Origin of the sequence: Providencia rustigianii, assembly GCF_900637755.1 — a bacterium.
In the GTDB taxonomy this organism is placed as follows: domain Bacteria; phylum Pseudomonadota; class Gammaproteobacteria; order Enterobacterales; family Enterobacteriaceae; genus Providencia; species Providencia rustigianii.
In genome coordinates this window covers 1,360,631-1,377,305 of record NZ_LR134396.1, presented here as the reverse complement: position 1 = coordinate 1,377,305, position 16,675 = coordinate 1,360,631, and the positions used below count along the sequence as shown (strand labels likewise).

Here is a 16,675-nt window from a genome sequence, read left to right as displayed (position 1 = left end):
TATCGTTTATTAGCTATTTTTCAATAGCTCTAGCTCCTGCCAACGATCAAACGCCTGTTCTAATTCCTGCTCTTTAGCGGCGAGAGTACTTAATGCCTTCTCAGTCACATCATGAGGCTGATTAAAGAAATCTGCATCCCCAATTTGAGCTTGAAGAGCTTCGATATCCCCTTCAAGTTGCTCTAATTTTGCGGGTAACAGCTCAAGCTCACGCAGTAAGTTATAACTTAATTTATTTGTGCGCTTCGGTGCTTCTTTTGATTTTGTCTCTTTTTCTGACGTCGCTACTTTACTTGTTTGCTCAGATTTCAGACTCACGGTTTGTGCTTTTTGTTTTTGAGCGTCGAAATATCCACCAACAAAACGTTTAATTTCACCGTTACCATCGAAAATCCAGCACTCGGTAACACTGTTATCCACAAACTCTCTATCATGGCTAACAAGCAAAACAGTACCTTGATAACCATCGACTAGCTCTTCCAACAATTCTAACGTTTCAACATCGAGGTCATTGGTTGGTTCATCAAGAATCAATAAGTTACTTGGTTTTAAAAATAAACGAGCCAGTAATAGCCGATTACGCTCACCACCGGATAAGGCTCTGACCGGAGTCATCGCCCGTTTTGGTGGGAACATAAAGTCTTGTAGATACCCCAATACATGGCGAGGTTTTCCATTAACCATCACTTCTTGCTTACCTTCAGCAAGGTTATCCATGACAGTTTTGTCTGGGTCTAAAGCTGCGCGATGTTGATCAAAATAAGCAACTTCTAATTTCGTTCCACAATGCACGCGCCCACTATCTGCTTGTAAATCACCCAACATCAAACGTAACAGTGTGGTTTTACCACAACCATTCGGTCCCACCAATGCAATTTTATCACCGCGTAATACTTGTGCAGAAAAATCCTTAACTAAAACTTTCCCATCAACTTGATAATTAACATTTTCAAGTTCAAATACAATTTTACCTGAACGAGCCGCTTCGCCCACTTGCATACGAGCAGTTCCCATGACTTCACGGCGTTCTGAACGTTCATTTCGTAATGCTTTTAATGCTCGAACTCGACCTTCATTGCGAGTACGTCTCGCTTTAATTCCTTGGCGGATCCAAGTTTCTTCTTGGGCCAATTTGCGGTCAAATTCTGCATTTTGCATCTCTTCAACGCGTAAAGCTTCTTCTTTACTAATCAGATAATCGTCATAATTACCTGGCCAAGAAGCAAGCTGCCCACGGTCTAAATCAATAATGCGCGTTGCCATATTGCGGATGAATGAGCGGTCATGGGAAATAAAGACGATGCTACCTTGGAAATCTTTCAAAAAGGTTTCCAGCCACAAAATAGTTTCGATATCTAAGTGGTTCGTTGGTTCATCTAAGAATAAGACGCGAGGATTGCTCACTAGCGCTCGTCCTAATGCCGCTTTACGTAACCATCCACCCGATAGAGAAGATAATTCCGCATCTGCAGGTAATCCCAGTTTTTTCAATACATCATTAATGCGAGAATCTAGTAACCATAAATTTAAATTATCTAAAACTTCTTGCAGATCCGATAATTTATTTAAATTCTTTTCGCTTGGGTCTGTTTCCACTAATTTAAGTTGATGATGGTAATCCTTGAGGTATTTCGCCTGCTCAGCAACACCTTCGGCAACAAAATCAAAAATAGTTCCTTCCACATTACGCGGTGGATCTTGCTGTAAACGAGCAACAATCAGATCTTGTTCGTAAATCAATTGACCATCATCTAATGGTTGTTCTTTGGTCAACACGCGCATTAGAGTTGATTTCCCAGCCCCATTACGCCCAACTAAACAAACGCGTTCATTATCTTCAATATGTATTTCAGTATTATCTAACAAGGGTGCATCACTGAATGCCAGATATGCACCAGATAAATTAATTAAAGCCATTAATTCTATTCCTTACTCTGCGTGGCTAATTAACCAGCAGTTATGTATTTGACGGTTACGTGCGAAATCTTCTGAACGTGTTTTAGCCGTGATTTCTTGTGCTTTTAAGCCAAGCTCATTCAATGCATCCATATCCATTTTGAATCCACGCTTGTTGTTTGAGAACATAACGGTTCCCCCACGACGTAGCATACGTTTTAAATGGGTGATCAGTTGTACATGGTCACGTTGAACGTCAAAAGTTCCATCCATACGTTTTGAGTTAGAAAACGTAGGTGGGTCGATAAAGATCAAGTCGAATTGCTCATCTGAATTCGCTAACCAACTCAAGCAATCCGCTTGCATTAAACGATGCTGGCGACCTGTTAATTGGTTGGCTTGTAAGTTTTTCTCTGCCCACTCTAAATAAGTACGGGACATGTCGACGGATGTCGTACTTTTTGCCCCACCTAAACCAGCATGAACCGTTGCTGTGCCGGTGTAGCAGAATAAATTTAAGAAGTCCTTACCGCGACTCATTTCCCCTAATAGGCGACGAGCAATTCGATGGTCAAGGAATAACCCTGTATCGAGGTAGTCAGTTAAGTTAACCAGTAACTTAGCGTTATACTCGTTCACTAAAAAGAAATCGTCTTTCTGTGCTAATTTCTCATATTGCTGCTTGCCTTTTTGACGCTGACGCGTTTTTAACACTAATTGATTTGATGTCAGCTCAAGCACATTCATGGTCGCAGTGATCACATCGAATAGACGCTGGCGAGCTTTACGCTCATCCACCGTTTTAGGTGGTGCATATTCTTGGATCACCACTTTGTCACCGTAAATGTCAACCGCGACATTATATTCAGGTAAATCGGCATCATATACACGGTAACAATCAACGCCCTGTTGTTTTGCCCACTTGCTCAATTTTTTGTAATTCTTACGGAGACGGTTCGCAAAATCAGGGGAAATTTCAGCAACTGTTTCTGAAGGAACATCGGCTAATTGGTAATTTTTCTGTACACAATCCAATGGACCATTTTTCGCTTTAAATTCGCGTTCTGAACGTAGCTGTAAACAGCTTAATAACTCTGGTGACCCACTAAAAATCGACAAACGCCAGCCAGGGAAACGGGCTTTAGCAACCCGACCAAGTTGGCTGTGCAATGCAATTAAGGCAGGCTCACTTTCCAGACGTTCTCCGTATGGAGGGTTGCTGAGAATTGTTCCCTTAATATCGGTTTTTACTGGATTTTCCAGTGCTGCGGCATCACCATGATTAAAGGTAATTAAATCTTGTAAACCTGCACGACGCGCATTAGCACGCGCCATATCTAACACACGCTTATCGATATCAAAGCCATAAAAACGTGAAGTTGTCTCTTTTAAGCCCTGACGAAAACGAACTTGTGCTTCGGTCACCACTTCACGCCATAACTCAGGATTATGTTTTAACCACGCATTGAATCCCCAATGCTGACGATATAAACCCGGCGCTCTATCCGCAGCCATCATCGCCGCTTCAATTAATAACGTTCCTGAGCCGCACATTGGGTCAATCATTGGGGTATCTTTTTGCCAACCCGAACGGTTAACAATCGCCGCCGCTAATGTCTCTTTTAATGGCGCTTGACCTGCTAGATCGCGATAACCACGAATATGCAGCGAGTCACCGCTGAGGTCTAATGCAACACTCGCGCGTTCTTTATTCAAATAAACGTTAACGCGAATATCTGCTTCTTGGCGTGCCACATCAGGACGTTGGTCTAATTTGCGAACAAAGCTATCCACGATGGCATCTTTGACTCTCAATGCACCGTATTGGCTGTTGCGGATCTCTTCGTTAGTTCCCGTAAAATGCACCACAAATGTGTCATTCACAGAGAATATTTCTGACCAGTCGATTGCTTGTACACCAAGATATAAATCAAGGTCATTGTAGACATCAAAATCATTCAGAGGTAATAGAATACGGGATGCCAATCTGCTCCACAGCAGACTCTGATACATCACCCGGTCATCAGCCTGAAAATAGACACCCCCTTGTGCAATTTTGCACTGGCTAGCTCCAAGAGCTTCCAATTCCGTTTTCAGTAGTTCTTCCAGGCCTCGAGCTGTGCTGGCAAACAGAGAATTCATAGTATTTATTACCGATTTCGATGAAAAATTGTTGCGCATTATAGCTAATCTCATGCACTTGTCATAAAGTTGCTGAACAACAATTATAGGATTAAAAAATGATCACGCTTTCGCGCCTTTATACACACCCGGTCAAATCAATGAGAGGCATCCGCTTATCCCACGCATTTGCAGATACAAGCGGGCTAACATTCGATCGTAACTTTATGGTCACCACATTAGAGGGTAAGTTTATCACTGCGCGAAAATATCCGCAGATGTTACTATTTACGCCCGCGATGCTCAATAATGGGCTCTATCTCAGAGCACCAAATGGCGAAAGTGCTAGCGTATTGTATCAGGACTTTGGTCAGAAACAGAGTCCCACAGAAGTTTGGGGGAATCATTTTCATGCACTTATTGCTCCTGATGCAATAAATACTTGGTTAAGTACCTTTTTTGATGAGCCAGTACAATTACGTTGGCTAAGTCCTGAGCTATCTCGCCGCGTCAAAAAACACCATGAAGTCCCCCTCTCTTTTGCCGATGGTTACCCTTTCTTATTAATCAATGAAGCCTCAGTGCAAGAGTTACAACGCCGCTGCCCAGCGAGTATTAAACTTGAGCAATTCCGTGGAAACTTAATTATTACGGGTGCTAAACCCTTTGAAGAAGATACATGGCAACGAGTCCAAATCGGCGAAATTATTTTTACATTGGATAAGCCTTGTAGCCGCTGTATTTTAACCACAGTCAGCCCAGAAAAAGGCATCAAACATCCTAATGCAGAACCTTTAGCAACCTTGCAAACATTCCGAATGGATGACAGTGGCGATGTTGATTTTGGTCAAAATTTACTCATTGAAAATACTGGCGTGATCCGGGTAGGTGATACTCTGACTGTACTCGAAACGAAATCTGCAAAGCAATATCCACTACGAGAAAGAGAGGTTCCAGTTGCGCAGACCACTCAAGTATCGCCGAGTAAAATTAGTTTAATGTTTGAAGAGACTGAATATGAAGGCAATACAGAGCACGTAATTCTTGAACAGCTGGAATACCATGGTTTATCCATTCCTTATTCTTGCCGCGCTGGGATTTGTGGTCGTTGTCGTATCTCGCTCATAGAGGGCGAAGTCACGCCGTTAAAGCAAAGTGCAATAAAGGAAAATGGTGATATTCTCGCCTGCAGTTGTATCCCCAAAAGTGCGATTAAGTTGGCATTTATGAAAAATCAAAACTAGTATCTAATGCCCAATAATCCCATTAAAGAATTTATTTTTCTAATGGGATTAGAAAATGAGATAAATTAAAAATATTACTATTTTCATATCACAGATAAGTAACAATTTTTATAGCTTTATATTATCTACCCATCTCTTTTTCAAATAATCTATTTCTGACCATGATCATTCATGATCTATTAAATGGCATTCACATAAAGCTGACGCTTACTCTTAGATTGATAATGCGCCATTCGATCATTCATGATCTTAATTGGATCGCAAAACCGTAAAGTTCGATCGGGTAATTCAAGTGATGACTCAGCTAATAAACATAAACTTGCAGAAGCACCTGCTTCAGCAATAATAAATGTTGAATAGGTATTCGTATTTTCTAAGCAAACTTGAATTAACTGACCTTGAGTTGGCGCATCAATATAATGAAACGATTTAAAATACCAACTTTTCGGCATCTGAGGTTTTAAAAAACGATAAGCAACAAGGCTATTTAAGACTAATTCAGCGCGTTCTTCATGACTAATATTTAGCCTCTTTGCCTGCTCATCAAATAGATAAAATTCCCCAGCGTCTTCAATACTAAAAGGCATTTCATTACGTGCAAAGGACGTTAGCATTTTAGCAGGAAAACACGACCGGAATATCATGCCGTTGGCGAGATCTAACATCACTCTGTCATGGTCACGATCAAAATACCAACGCCAATGATCATCAGGTTTAATATTCATAAACGATCCTTTAGCGATTTTATAGGCAAATAAAATTTTAAGTTGATCCTTAATAAGGATCTTACCTAAACATAAACTTAATTATATCCTAGCGCCTAAAAGATTAAGACATACGACAGACTGATTAACATAGGCAAACTACGTAGGTAAATTAAATTACTAAATAAAAAATATATGCGTAACCTGTCACTTCATGGATATAAAACTAGGTTTAATATTAATATAGGATAAAAGGGGGAATAAATAAACCCCCTTGTATAATAAATCATCATTTTTTAGATATGATTAACAATATTCTTTATTAATTTTGGTCCATGATAAATAAAACCAGAATAAATTTGGATTAATGAAGCACCCGCTTCCATTTTTTCTCTTGCCGCGGTTAATGAATCAATTCCGCCCACACCAATAATAGGAAGCTTGCCATTTAATTCGCGAGAAATAAGTTTAATCACTTGGGTACTTTTTAATTGTACCGGACGACCACTTAATCCCCCAGCTTCATTACAGTGATTTAAACCTTGAACTAATGAGCGATCTAGCGTGGTATTCGTGGCAATAACGCCATCGATATTATGTTTTACCAAGCTATCTGCCACTTGAATAATTTCTTCTTCTGTTAAGTCAGGGGCTATTTTCACTGCAACTGGAACATATTTTTGATGCAATGATTGCAACTCAAGTTGCTTAGCTTTAATACCACTGAGTAAGTCATCCAGTGCTTCGCCATATTGTAATGTACGTAAGCCCGGAGTATTCGGTGATGAAATATTAATCGCAATATAACCTGCATGGGTATAAACCTTATCCATACAAATCAAATAATCATCTTTACCCTGCTCAACTGGCGTGTCTTTATTTTTACCGATATTAATCCCGAGAATCCCACCGTAAGTTGATTTTTTGACATTCTCAACGAGGTTATCAACACCTTTATTGTTGAACCCCATTCGGTTAATAATCCCTTCAGCTTCCACCACTCTGAAAAGCCGTGGCTTATCATTACCCACTTGCGGGCGTGGGGTGACCGTGCCTATTTCTATAAAACCAAACCCCATCGCACCAAATGCATCAATGCATTCGCCGTCTTTATCTAAACCTGCGGCTAAACCTAATGGATTTTTAAAGGAAAGTCCCATGCATTGAACGGGTTTGGTAGCAACAGATTGACGGAGAAGAAATTGGAGGGGGGAATTATTTAAACGCTGAAGCTGGCGGAACGTTAACTCATGGGCTTTTTCAGGATCAAACTGAAAGAGTGCCTTTCGGGCAAGATGATATAGCATATCTATTAACCTATTTTCTGTCTAAGTGCGATTGAAGACAAATCTCTCAGTGCGGGCCGGACTACTTAAATGCTTGGCGCGCGAAAAAACACTCACTAAACTAAGTTTATGAGCATGAAATGAGAGTGGTTTGATAAAACGCCTGCTAGGGTAACCGATATACAGGGTAATAATCCATGAAAATATCACTAAAAGTGCTATTTGATTGATTTCGATCCAATCTGGGGAGATCCCTTATCAATAAAAAGCCCCTAAGTATCACTACCTAAGGGCTGTAACTGCTCAGAAACTTAATTAGCTTTCTAATGCCTTACTAATTTTTTCAAACAAATCACCCGATAAATTTTCTAAGCCTTTTAATTTTTCAAGCACATCACGCATTAAGCCTTGGCGCTTCGCATCATAGCGTTTTAAACGGATTAGTGGCTCAATCAGTCGAGAGGCAACTTGTGGGTTACGTGTATTAAGGTCCACTAAAATTTCATACAGGAACTGATAGCCGCTGCTATCTTCTGCATGGAAATTAACAGGATTTCCTGACGTAAATGCCCCCACTAATGCACGAACTCGGTTCGGGTTAGTCATACTAAACGAACGGTGATTTAACAGTTTCCGTACTGTGTTGACCGTATCTTTGGATGGGTTCGTTCCTTGCAACGTAAACCATTTATCCATGACTAAACCATCATGGTGCCAACGATCATCAAAATCTGCCATCAGCGTTGCGAGGCATGGCAAGCCAGCTTCATTCGCGGCAGTTAATGCCGCTAATGAATCAGTCATGTTATCCGCACCACGATACTGTTCTTCAACCAGCTTATTCGCAAATGCATGATCTTCTGCTGCCGCTAAATATTGCAAACACGTATTACGCAATGAACGTAAAGCGATGTCTTTATGCTCAACACGATACTCTGCAATATTAATAGAACGATAGACTGCTAACAGTTCATCGAACATTTCATTCGCTAACGTGCTATGTATAAAATCAATAACGGTGTGGATCGCTACCGGATCAATCACAGTAAATAGCTCTGCAATCTCATTTTCCGATGGTAACGTTAAAATCAATGCCGCTAATGCAGGATCGATTTGCTCATCGAGCAAGATTGCTCGGAATGCATCGACAACATGCTCTGGCAGAATTAACGCTTCACCTTTATGCAATCTTTCTACATTGATTTTAGCGTAGTTATTGATTAATTGTTGCGCTGCATCCCAACGAGAGAATTCGTTGCTAGCATGCTGCATCAAGAATGCTAATTGCTCATCGGTATAAGGATAATCTAACTTCACTGGCGCAGAAAACTCACGTAATAAAGAAGGCACCGGATGTGAGGTTACATGATCAAAAACAAAGCTTTGCGATGCTTGAGTCACGTTCAATACTGAGTTTACGGGGCTACCTTCACGCATTAGCGGGATCACTGAACCGTCTTCGCCATAAAGCTCAACATCCAATGGGATGTGTAATGGCTGTTTATCCGCTTGATCCGCTGTTGGTGGTGTCATTTGGCTGACATGCAATGTATATTGTTGTTTTTCTGGTGAATATTCATCGAGCACTGTTAATACTGGCGTACCCGACTGGCTGTACCAACGACGGAATAGAGAAAGATCTACATTCGATGCATCTTCCATCGCTTGTACAAAATCATCACAGGTTGCTGCACTACCATCATGACGATGAACATATAGCTGAATACCTGCTTGGAACATCTCTTCGCCAAGTAGGGTATGGATCATACGAATGACTTCAGAACCTTTCTCATACACAGTGAGTGTATAGAAGTTATTCATTTCGATAACTTTTTCTGGGCGAATTGGGTGTGCCATTGGGCTAGCATCTTCCGCAAATTGCGCCGCACGCATCACTTTAACATTATTAATACGGTTAACGGATCGAGAGCCTAAATCTGAACTAAATTCTTGATCGCGGAATACGGTCAGCCCTTCTTTTAGGCTTAATTGGAACCAATCACGACAAGTAATGCGGTTACCCGTCCAGTTATGGAAATATTCATGGCCAATGACTGATTCAATATTCAGATAATCTTTATCCGTCGCCGTTTCGCTCTTCGCTAAGACATATTTAGAGTTAAATACATTGAGACCTTTATTTTCCATTGCGCCCATGTTGAAAAAATCAACTGCTACAATCATATAGATATCAAGGTCATACTCTAATCCAAAACGCTCTTCATCCCATTTCATTGCATTTTGTAGGGATTTCATTGCCCACGGAGCACGGTCTAGATTGCCTTTATCAACAAACAGCTCTAAGGCAACTTCACGTCCTGTACGCGTCACGAAGACATCACGTAGAACATCAAAATCACCCGCAACTAGCGCAAATAAGTAACTTGGTTTTGGGAATGGATCTTCCCATTTAACCCAATGACGCCCATTGTCTAACTCACCTTCAGCAATACGGTTACCATTGGATAATAAATAAGGATAGCGAGCTTTATCTGCCGTAATAGTGGTAGTGTAACGAGCTAAAACATCTGGACGGTCTAAATAGTAAGTAATGTGACGGAAACCTTCAGCTTCACATTGCGTACATAACGCATCACCAGAAACATATAACCCTTCTAAGGCACTATTTTTCTCAGGGCTGATTTCATTCACAATACGGAGCGTAAATGCTTCCGGTAATGATTCAATAATTAGCTTACCCTGCTCTTCTTTATATTGTGTCCACGGTTGCCCATCTACTTCAAGGCTAAGTAAGCTTAAATCTTCACCCGCTAACTCAAGGGTTGATGACTGAGGATTAAGGCGTTTTACCTTACTCACTGCTGTAACGATGGTTTTGGCGGGATCAAGGTCAAAATCAAGAGAAATTTCTGTAATGGTATAATCAGGCGCTTGATAATCCTGACGATATTTTGCTTGTCTTAACTGAGTCATAGATAACCTTTTTTGGTTCGTTATATCCGTGTCATAGTCTCTTATTGCTATATACAATACTATAAGACGTGGCAATGTGAATGGATTTGAGAAACATTTGCATCACAAAAATCGATGTTTTTCTATTATGTTCTTCCAAATTTATACCGTGAGTATCCAACTTTGTGGCAAACGAGTTTGCTTGTTGGTGCTATTGCCCTATCAAATATTAATTTACATGTTAGTATCATTAAGTGATTATTGTTCTTAACATGTTATTCCATTATCAATGGGACGGCCCTTAAACCAATAATCCCATTTATAGCGTTGAACTCAAAAATTAATTGGGTGGGTTAAAGTTGAATAATCCTCATACAACATAGAGATAGAATAACACTTCAATCTTTTGGTAAAGCGGGTATACTTTTTCAACTTTAACGATTTAGCAATTAGTAAGCTCCGCGAGGAACTCTGCGCGCATGAATTTAGACGTAACACCGATTATTACATCACTGCTTGATACTGATGCTTATAAGCTTCACATGCAACAAGCTGTTTTTCACCAATACAACCAAGTCCCTGTTGTTGCTGAATTTCGCTGTCGTAGCAGTGATATTTTAGGTGGTTATGCCAACGAGATTAGACAGCAAGTTCAATTAATGGCTCAGCTTTCTCTCTCGGATGACGAATTTGGCTATTTACGTACTTTGCCATTTTTCACCGATGATTATCTCGCATGGCTAAAAACATTCCGTTTTAATCCCGATCAGGTGGTAATCAGTGTTGCTAATGATGGGCAACTTGCTATCCGTATTCATGGTCCATGGCGTGAAGTGATTATGTGGGAAGTTCCTCTTCTTGCATTGGTCAGTGAAATCGCCCAACGAGATAGACACCCTACAATTTCCAGCCAAGATGCTGTGAATCAGTTGCGTAAATTATTAGCACTGTTTTATCAGGAAGCTTCAGGGCATCACCTCGATCTTTCAGGCTTTAAGCTAATGGATTTTGGTACGCGTCGCCGTTTCTCTTATGAAGTGCAATCCGCCATTGTTGCCATGCTTAAGCAAGAGTTTCCGTACTTAGTTGGTACCAGCAACTACAAGTTGGCGAGAGAACTTGACTTATCCCCTGTAGGCACGCAAGCCCATGAGTGGTTCCAAGCCCATCAGCAAATCAGCCCAGAACTTGCCAATAGCCAACGTGAAGCGCTGCAAAGTTGGTTAGATGAATATCCAAATCATCTTGGTATTGCACTAACCGACTGTATTACGATGGATGCATTCTTACGGGATTTTGATGGCGAATTTGCAAAACGCTATCAAGGACTGCGCCATGATTCTGGAGATCCTATCGAGTGGGGAGAAAAAGCGATTGCTCACTACCAAAAACTCGGCATTGACCCACATACGAAAACATTAGTGTTTTCTGACAATTTGGATCTACAAAAAGCATTAGAATTATATCGCTATTTCCATCAGCAAATTAATCTGGTGTTTGGTATTGGCACCAGACTGACCTGCAATATTCCCAATGTGGTCCCGCTTAATATCGTGATTAAGCTGGTGGAGTGTAATGGTAAGCCCGTTGCTAAATTATCGGATAGCCCCGGTAAAACCATCTGTGAAGATGATGAATTTGTTAATCAGCTACGTAAAGCTTTTGACCTTCCTAAAATGGAAAAAGCCTGCTAAAACCAAATTAATAGCCCGATAACGATTTTTTACTTGTTTCCTGTCGAATGGCAAGTAACATAGCAGATTACCCCTGAAATATGGGATTTCGGAACCGATGTCGGGTTTACTGGTTTTATTCCTATAATGGCACGTCACTATTGACGATACTAAAGCAGTAAACCCCGTCATCTCATCTTGTTAACATTATTTAAAAGAGAGTAATTTTTATGATCGTTGCGCCTGTAGTCGATGTACTGCAAGGCCGTGTGGCGGTGGGCACTGAAGTCACCGTTCAAGGCTGGGTACGTACAAGGAGAGATTCAAAAGCTGGTTTTTCTTTCCTCGCCGTTTATGACGGTTCATGCTTTAACCCATTACAGGCTATCATCAATAATAATTTACCTAATTATAATGACGAAGTCCTGCATTTGACCACTGGCTGCTCTGTTGAGGTCACGGGTGTTGTTGCCGAATCTCAAGGTCAAGGTCAATCTTTTGAACTGCAAGCAACGGCTATCAAAGTGGTTGGCTGGGTTGAAGATCCTGATACTTACCCAATGGCACCAAAGCGCCACAGCGTTGAGTTCCTACGTGAAGCTGCTCACTTGCGCCCACGCACTAACTTAATCGGTGCTGTTGCCCGTGTACGTCATACCTTGGCACAAGCTCTGCATCGTTTCTTTGACGAACAAGGCTTCTTCTGGGTATCTACCCCTCTAATCACCGCTTCTGATACTGAAGGTGCGGGTGAAATGTTCCGTGTATCCACGCTGGATTACAACAATTTACCGCGTACCGATAAAGGCGAAGTGGATTTCAGCCAAGATTTCTTTGGTCGCGAAGCGTTCTTGACTGTTTCTGGTCAATTGAACGGTGAAGCTTACGCTACTGCATTAAGCAAAGTGTATACTTTCGGTCCAACTTTCCGCGCGGAAAACTCCAACACCAGCCGTCACTTAGCCGAATTCTGGATGTTAGAACCTGAAGTGGCTTTCGCCAACTTAGATGATATCGCGGGTTTGGCAGAAAAAATGCTGAAATATGCCTTTAAAGCGGCATTAACTGAGCGCCGTGATGATCTTGAATTCTTTGCTGAACGTGTCGATAAAGATGTCATTGACCGTCTGGAACGTTTCGTAAATTCTGATTTCGCTCAAGTCGACTATACCGACGCGGTTAAAATCTTAGAAACCTGTGGCCAAAAATTCGAAAACCCAGTTTACTGGGGCGTGGATTTATCTTCGGAGCATGAGCGCTACCTTGCAGAGCAGCACTTTAAAGCGCCAGTAGTAGTTAAAAACTATCCGAAAGATATTAAAGCTTTCTATATGCGCCTTAACGAAGACGGTAAAACCGTTGCCGCCATGGATGTATTAGCGCCAGGTATTGGTGAAATCATCGGTGGTTCACAACGTGAAGAACGCTTGGATATGCTGGATGCACGTTTAGAAGAAATGGGCATGAATAAAGAAGACTATTGGTGGTACCGTGATCTGCGTCGTTACGGCACCGTGCCACATTCAGGCTTCGGTCTTGGGTTTGAGCGTTTAGTTGCTTATGTCACTGGCGTCGGCAACGTGCGTGAAGTGATTGCATTCCCACGAACCCCAAGAAATGCCTCATTCTAATCGGCTGAGTTTATCGCCTTTATAATATGGCAATCCGTATCGGGTCGATGTTACTGGCCCGATATTATTTATAAGCGGTATAATTTCTGAAAAAATAATTTATCACCACACTTTATTTGAGATCTAAATCACATTTTTTCGTTTATAGCTTTATATCTTATGCTTTTAACGACAATCTAGATTCCATCTAAGAATAATCTGCTTTTCTAGCTTTACCACGCTTATTTAGCTGCGCACTTTTTACTCATCGGATAATCATTTAGTTCGAAAAAAGTTCAATTTGTCTTTCAAAAAAGTTCCCTCATTTTTGTAAAAAAAATTAAACTGGTACGATGAGTGGTTGTTTTTTGCTCTATTTTTTACATTTTGAAACACCTTGTTACCATTTGTTTCAGAATCTTCGTTTTTGTAGCATTTTGGGGGTAGATAAATTTGTCTACCAATGGAACACTGGACGCCGACTAAAGACGACACTAATCTCTCACAAATAGTTCAAAAGAAATTTATGGATTATTTTTGGCAGTGGCAGGTGTCCGAATAACACCAATGAGGGTAATAATAATGATGAAGCGCAATATTCTTGCAATGGTTATTCCAGCTCTGTTAGCTGCAGGCGCAGCAAACGCAGCAGAAGTATATAACAAAGATGGCAACAAATTAGACGTTTACGGTAAAGTTGACGTACGTCACTACTTCGCTAACTCAGAAAGCGGCGAAGACGGCGACGATTCACGCGTTCGTTTAGGTGTTAAAGGTGACACTCAGATCACTGACCAACTGACTGGTTTTGGTCGTTTCGAGTGGGAAACTAAGACTAACAAAACTGAAGGCAACAACGACAACAAAAACCGTTTAGCTTATGCTGGTCTGAAATTCAAAGACTTCGGTTCAGTTGACTACGGCCGTAACTACGGTGTTGTTTACGACACGAACGCATGGACCGGCGTATTCCCATTATGGGGTGCGGACACTATGGCTCAGTCAGACACATTCATGACTCAGCGTAACCGTAACCTGTTAACTTACCGTAACAACAATATGTTCGGTTATGTTGATGGCCTGAGCTTTGCCCTGCAATACCAAGGCAAAAACACTGATTCTAACAAATCAGGTGCTTCTAAGTTTGATAAAGGTGAATGGAGCAACGGTTACAAAGACAACGGTGACGGTTACGGTTTCTCTACCGCTTATGACTTAGGCTGGGGCGTAACTCTGGGTGGTGGTTATTCTAACTCTGCTCGTACTGAAGCACAGAAATATGAAAACTCTACCGCTGACGGTAAACGTGCTGAAGCATGGAACGTTGGTGCGAAATTTGACGCTAACAACGTTTACTTAGCAGCTATGTATGGTCAAACACTGAACACAACTCACTTTGGTTCAGATCACGACATCGCTAACAAAACTGAAAACGTTGAGTTAGTAGCTCAATACCTGTTTGACTTTGGTCTGAAACCATCTATTGGTTATAACCAATCTAAAGGTAAATCTTTAGGTCAAACTATCAATGGTAAAGACTACGATAACCAAGATTTAGTTAAATATATCTCTGTTGGTTCTTACTACTACTTCAACAAAAACATGTCTGCAGTTGTTGATTACAAAATCAACCTGCTGAAAGACAACGACTTCACCAACGAAAATGGTCTGATGACAGACAACGTAGTTGGTCTGGGTCTGGTTTACCAATTCTAATTATCCGTTAACGGATAATCTGAAAGCAGTAAACAATGTTTTTGAAAGGCAGCGCTTCGGCGCTGCTTTTTTTATTGCTATAAATCATTGTTATAAATCACCTTACTTTCTGAATTTATTGGTCTAAGTTACTGGCTTACCTTCAATTTATGGTTAAATTTAAGGTAATTAGTGCCTAGCTCACAAGATCACACCAATGTTTAGCAAAACGATTGGCAAAAACGCTTTCCCACGTTAATCTGATGACTCGACATTATCCGTTGCACCTCTTTTCAGCTAAACCACAGAGTTTTGGAATCGACAATATGTTTGAGAAAATCATTTCTGCCCCAGCTGACCCTATCCTCGGTCTTGCTGATACTTTCCGTGCTGATCCTCGCGATAACAAAATTAACCTCGGTATCGGTGTCTACAAAGATGAATCGGGTAAAACCCCAGTTCTCGATACGGTCAAAAAAGCCGAAAAATTCCTGCTAGAAAACGAAAATACCAAAAACTACCTGGCGATTAGCGGAATGCCGGAGTTTGGTCGTGTTACTCAAGAACTGCTGTTCGGCGCTAATCATGAAATCGTGACGTCTAAACGCGCGCGTACCGCACAAGCACCCGGTGGTACCGGTGCCCTGCGTATTGCAGCCGACTTTATTGCAAAACAAACTAACGCTAAGCGTGTTTGGATCAGCAACCCAACATGGCCTAATCATAAAAATATTTTTGAAGCTGCTGGTCTAGAAGTTCTGACCTACAACTATTACGATGCTGCAAACCATGACATGGATTTTGATGGCATGCTCAACAGCTTGTCATCTGCGGTTGCAGGGGATGTGATCGTCCTGCATGGCTGCTGCCATAACCCAACTGGTATCGACCCAACACCTGAACAGTGGACTAAGCTGTCACAACTGTGTGCGGAAAAAGGCTTACTACCGGTTTTCGATTTTGCCTACCAAGGTTTTGCCAAAGGTTTAGATGAAGATGCTGAAGGCTTACGTATCTTCACCAAAAATAACCCAGAAATGATTGTGGCTAGCTCATTCTCTAAAAACTTCGGTTTATACAATGAGCGCGTCGGCGCTTGTACCATCATTGCTAAAGACAGTGATAATGCAGAGCGTGCATTTAGCCAAGCTAAAGCCGTTATTCGTGCAAACTACTCTAACCCACCAGCACACGGTGCTGCGGTTGTCACAACAATTCTGTCTGATGAAGCGTTGAAAGCAGAGTGGATTCAAGAACTGACTGCAATGCGCGAACGTATTAAACGTATGCGCCAGCTACTCGTTAAAACATTGGAAGAGAAAGGCGCTAAACAGGACTTTGCGTTCATTATTAACCAAAATGGTATGTTCTCCTTCAGTGGACTGACTAAAGAGCAGGTAGAGCGTCTACGTAGCGAATTTGGTATCTATGCAGTTAGCTCCGGACGTATTAACGTAGCGGGCTTGACGCTGGAAAACATGGTGCCATTATGTGATGCCATCGTAAAAGTGCTGTAAGACTCTATTTTTAGGC

The 16,675-nt window shown here is 41.3% G+C and carries 10 protein-coding genes; 5 read left to right on the top strand and 5 right to left on the bottom strand.

The features are described from left to right. Positions 1-9 precede the first annotated feature (9 nt). Together EL244_RS06115 and rlmKL are read right to left on the bottom strand one after the other, a co-directional pair. Positions 10-1,917 carry an ABC transporter ATP-binding protein gene (locus EL244_RS06115; RefSeq protein ID WP_006813554.1) on the bottom strand — a complete coding sequence of 636 codons (1,908 nt, stop codon included), beginning with the start codon at positions 1,915-1,917 and terminating at the stop codon, positions 10-12. Positions 1,918-1,929: 12 nt separating this feature from the next. Further along, on the bottom strand, positions 1,930-4,038 hold the full coding sequence (rlmKL, locus tag EL244_RS06110; protein ID WP_115164127.1) for a bifunctional 23S rRNA (guanine(2069)-N(7))-methyltransferase RlmK/23S rRNA (guanine(2445)-N(2))-methyltransferase RlmL: 2,109 nt from the start codon (positions 4,036-4,038) through the stop codon (positions 1,930-1,932). 98 nt (positions 4,039-4,136) lie between these two features. Here rlmKL and EL244_RS06105 point away from each other — a divergent pair, with 98 nt between their 5' ends. Beyond that, positions 4,137-5,261, top strand: a complete 1,125-nt coding sequence (locus EL244_RS06105; protein ID WP_039854300.1) for a YcbX family protein — start codon at positions 4,137-4,139, stop codon at positions 5,259-5,261. A 179-nt stretch (positions 5,262-5,440) separates the two neighbouring features. Here EL244_RS06105 and EL244_RS06100 read toward each other — a convergent pair whose 3' ends face one another. The 3 genes from EL244_RS06100 to pepN form a co-directional block, all read right to left on the bottom strand. Then, the gene (locus tag EL244_RS06100) at positions 5,441-5,986 is read right to left on the bottom strand and encodes a cell division protein ZapC (RefSeq protein ID WP_006813557.1); all 546 of its coding nucleotides are present in this window, start codon (positions 5,984-5,986) and stop codon (positions 5,441-5,443) included. Positions 5,987-6,261: 275 nt separating this feature from the next. Continuing rightward, entirely contained in the window at positions 6,262-7,272 is a 1,011-nt protein-coding gene (gene pyrD / locus EL244_RS06095) for a quinone-dependent dihydroorotate dehydrogenase (RefSeq protein ID WP_126459502.1), read from the bottom strand. Between the two features lie 294 nt (positions 7,273-7,566). Beyond that, on the bottom strand, positions 7,567-10,185 hold the full coding sequence (gene pepN / locus EL244_RS06090) for an aminopeptidase N (protein ID WP_126459500.1): 2,619 nt from the start codon (positions 10,183-10,185) through the stop codon (positions 7,567-7,569). A 458-nt stretch (positions 10,186-10,643) separates the two neighbouring features. On the opposite strand from pepN, the gene pncB reads away from it, so the two are divergent. The 4 genes from pncB (at position 10,644) to EL244_RS06070 (ending at position 16,659) form a co-directional block, all read left to right on the top strand. Then, entirely contained in the window at positions 10,644-11,858 is a 1,215-nt protein-coding gene (gene pncB / locus EL244_RS06085) for a nicotinate phosphoribosyltransferase (RefSeq protein WP_006813560.1), read from the top strand. Between the two features lie 209 nt (positions 11,859-12,067). Beyond that, positions 12,068-13,468 (top strand): asparagine--tRNA ligase, encoded by a 1,401-nt coding sequence (gene asnS / locus EL244_RS06080; protein WP_006813561.1) that lies wholly within the window; start codon positions 12,068-12,070, stop codon positions 13,466-13,468. A 561-nt stretch (positions 13,469-14,029) separates the two neighbouring features. Continuing rightward, a complete protein-coding gene (locus EL244_RS06075; protein WP_269471787.1) occupies positions 14,030-15,163 on the top strand; it encodes a porin in 1,134 nt (377 codons plus the stop codon). 305 nt (positions 15,164-15,468) lie between these two features. After that, entirely contained in the window at positions 15,469-16,659 is a 1,191-nt protein-coding gene (locus EL244_RS06070; RefSeq protein WP_039854302.1) for an amino acid aminotransferase, read from the top strand. Positions 16,660-16,675 lie beyond the last annotated feature (16 nt).

Bases quoted from the DNA above. Each gene is read 5' to 3' on its own strand.
- pyrD (WP_126459502.1), bottom strand. From the start codon at position 7,272: ATGCTATATCATCTTGCCCGAAAGGCACTCTTTCAGTTTGATCCTGAA.
- asnS (WP_006813561.1), top strand. From the start codon at position 12,068: ATGATCGTTGCGCCTGTAGTCGATGTACTGCAAGGCCGTGTGGCGGTG.
- pepN (WP_126459500.1), bottom strand. From the start codon at position 10,185: ATGACTCAGTTAAGACAAGCAAAATATCGTCAGGATTATCAAGCGCCT.
- EL244_RS06070 (WP_039854302.1), top strand. From the start codon at position 15,469: ATGTTTGAGAAAATCATTTCTGCCCCAGCTGACCCTATCCTCGGTCTT.
- EL244_RS06100 (WP_006813557.1), bottom strand. From the start codon at position 5,986: ATGAATATTAAACCTGATGATCATTGGCGTTGGTATTTTGATCGTGAC.
- EL244_RS06075 (WP_269471787.1), top strand. From the start codon at position 14,030: ATGATGAAGCGCAATATTCTTGCAATGGTTATTCCAGCTCTGTTAGCT.
- rlmKL (WP_115164127.1), bottom strand. From the start codon at position 4,038: ATGAATTCTCTGTTTGCCAGCACAGCTCGAGGCCTGGAAGAACTACTG.
- EL244_RS06115 (WP_006813554.1), bottom strand. From the start codon at position 1,917: ATGGCTTTAATTAATTTATCTGGTGCATATCTGGCATTCAGTGATGCA.
- pncB (WP_006813560.1), top strand. From the start codon at position 10,644: ATGAATTTAGACGTAACACCGATTATTACATCACTGCTTGATACTGAT.
- EL244_RS06105 (WP_039854300.1), top strand. From the start codon at position 4,137: ATGATCACGCTTTCGCGCCTTTATACACACCCGGTCAAATCAATGAGA.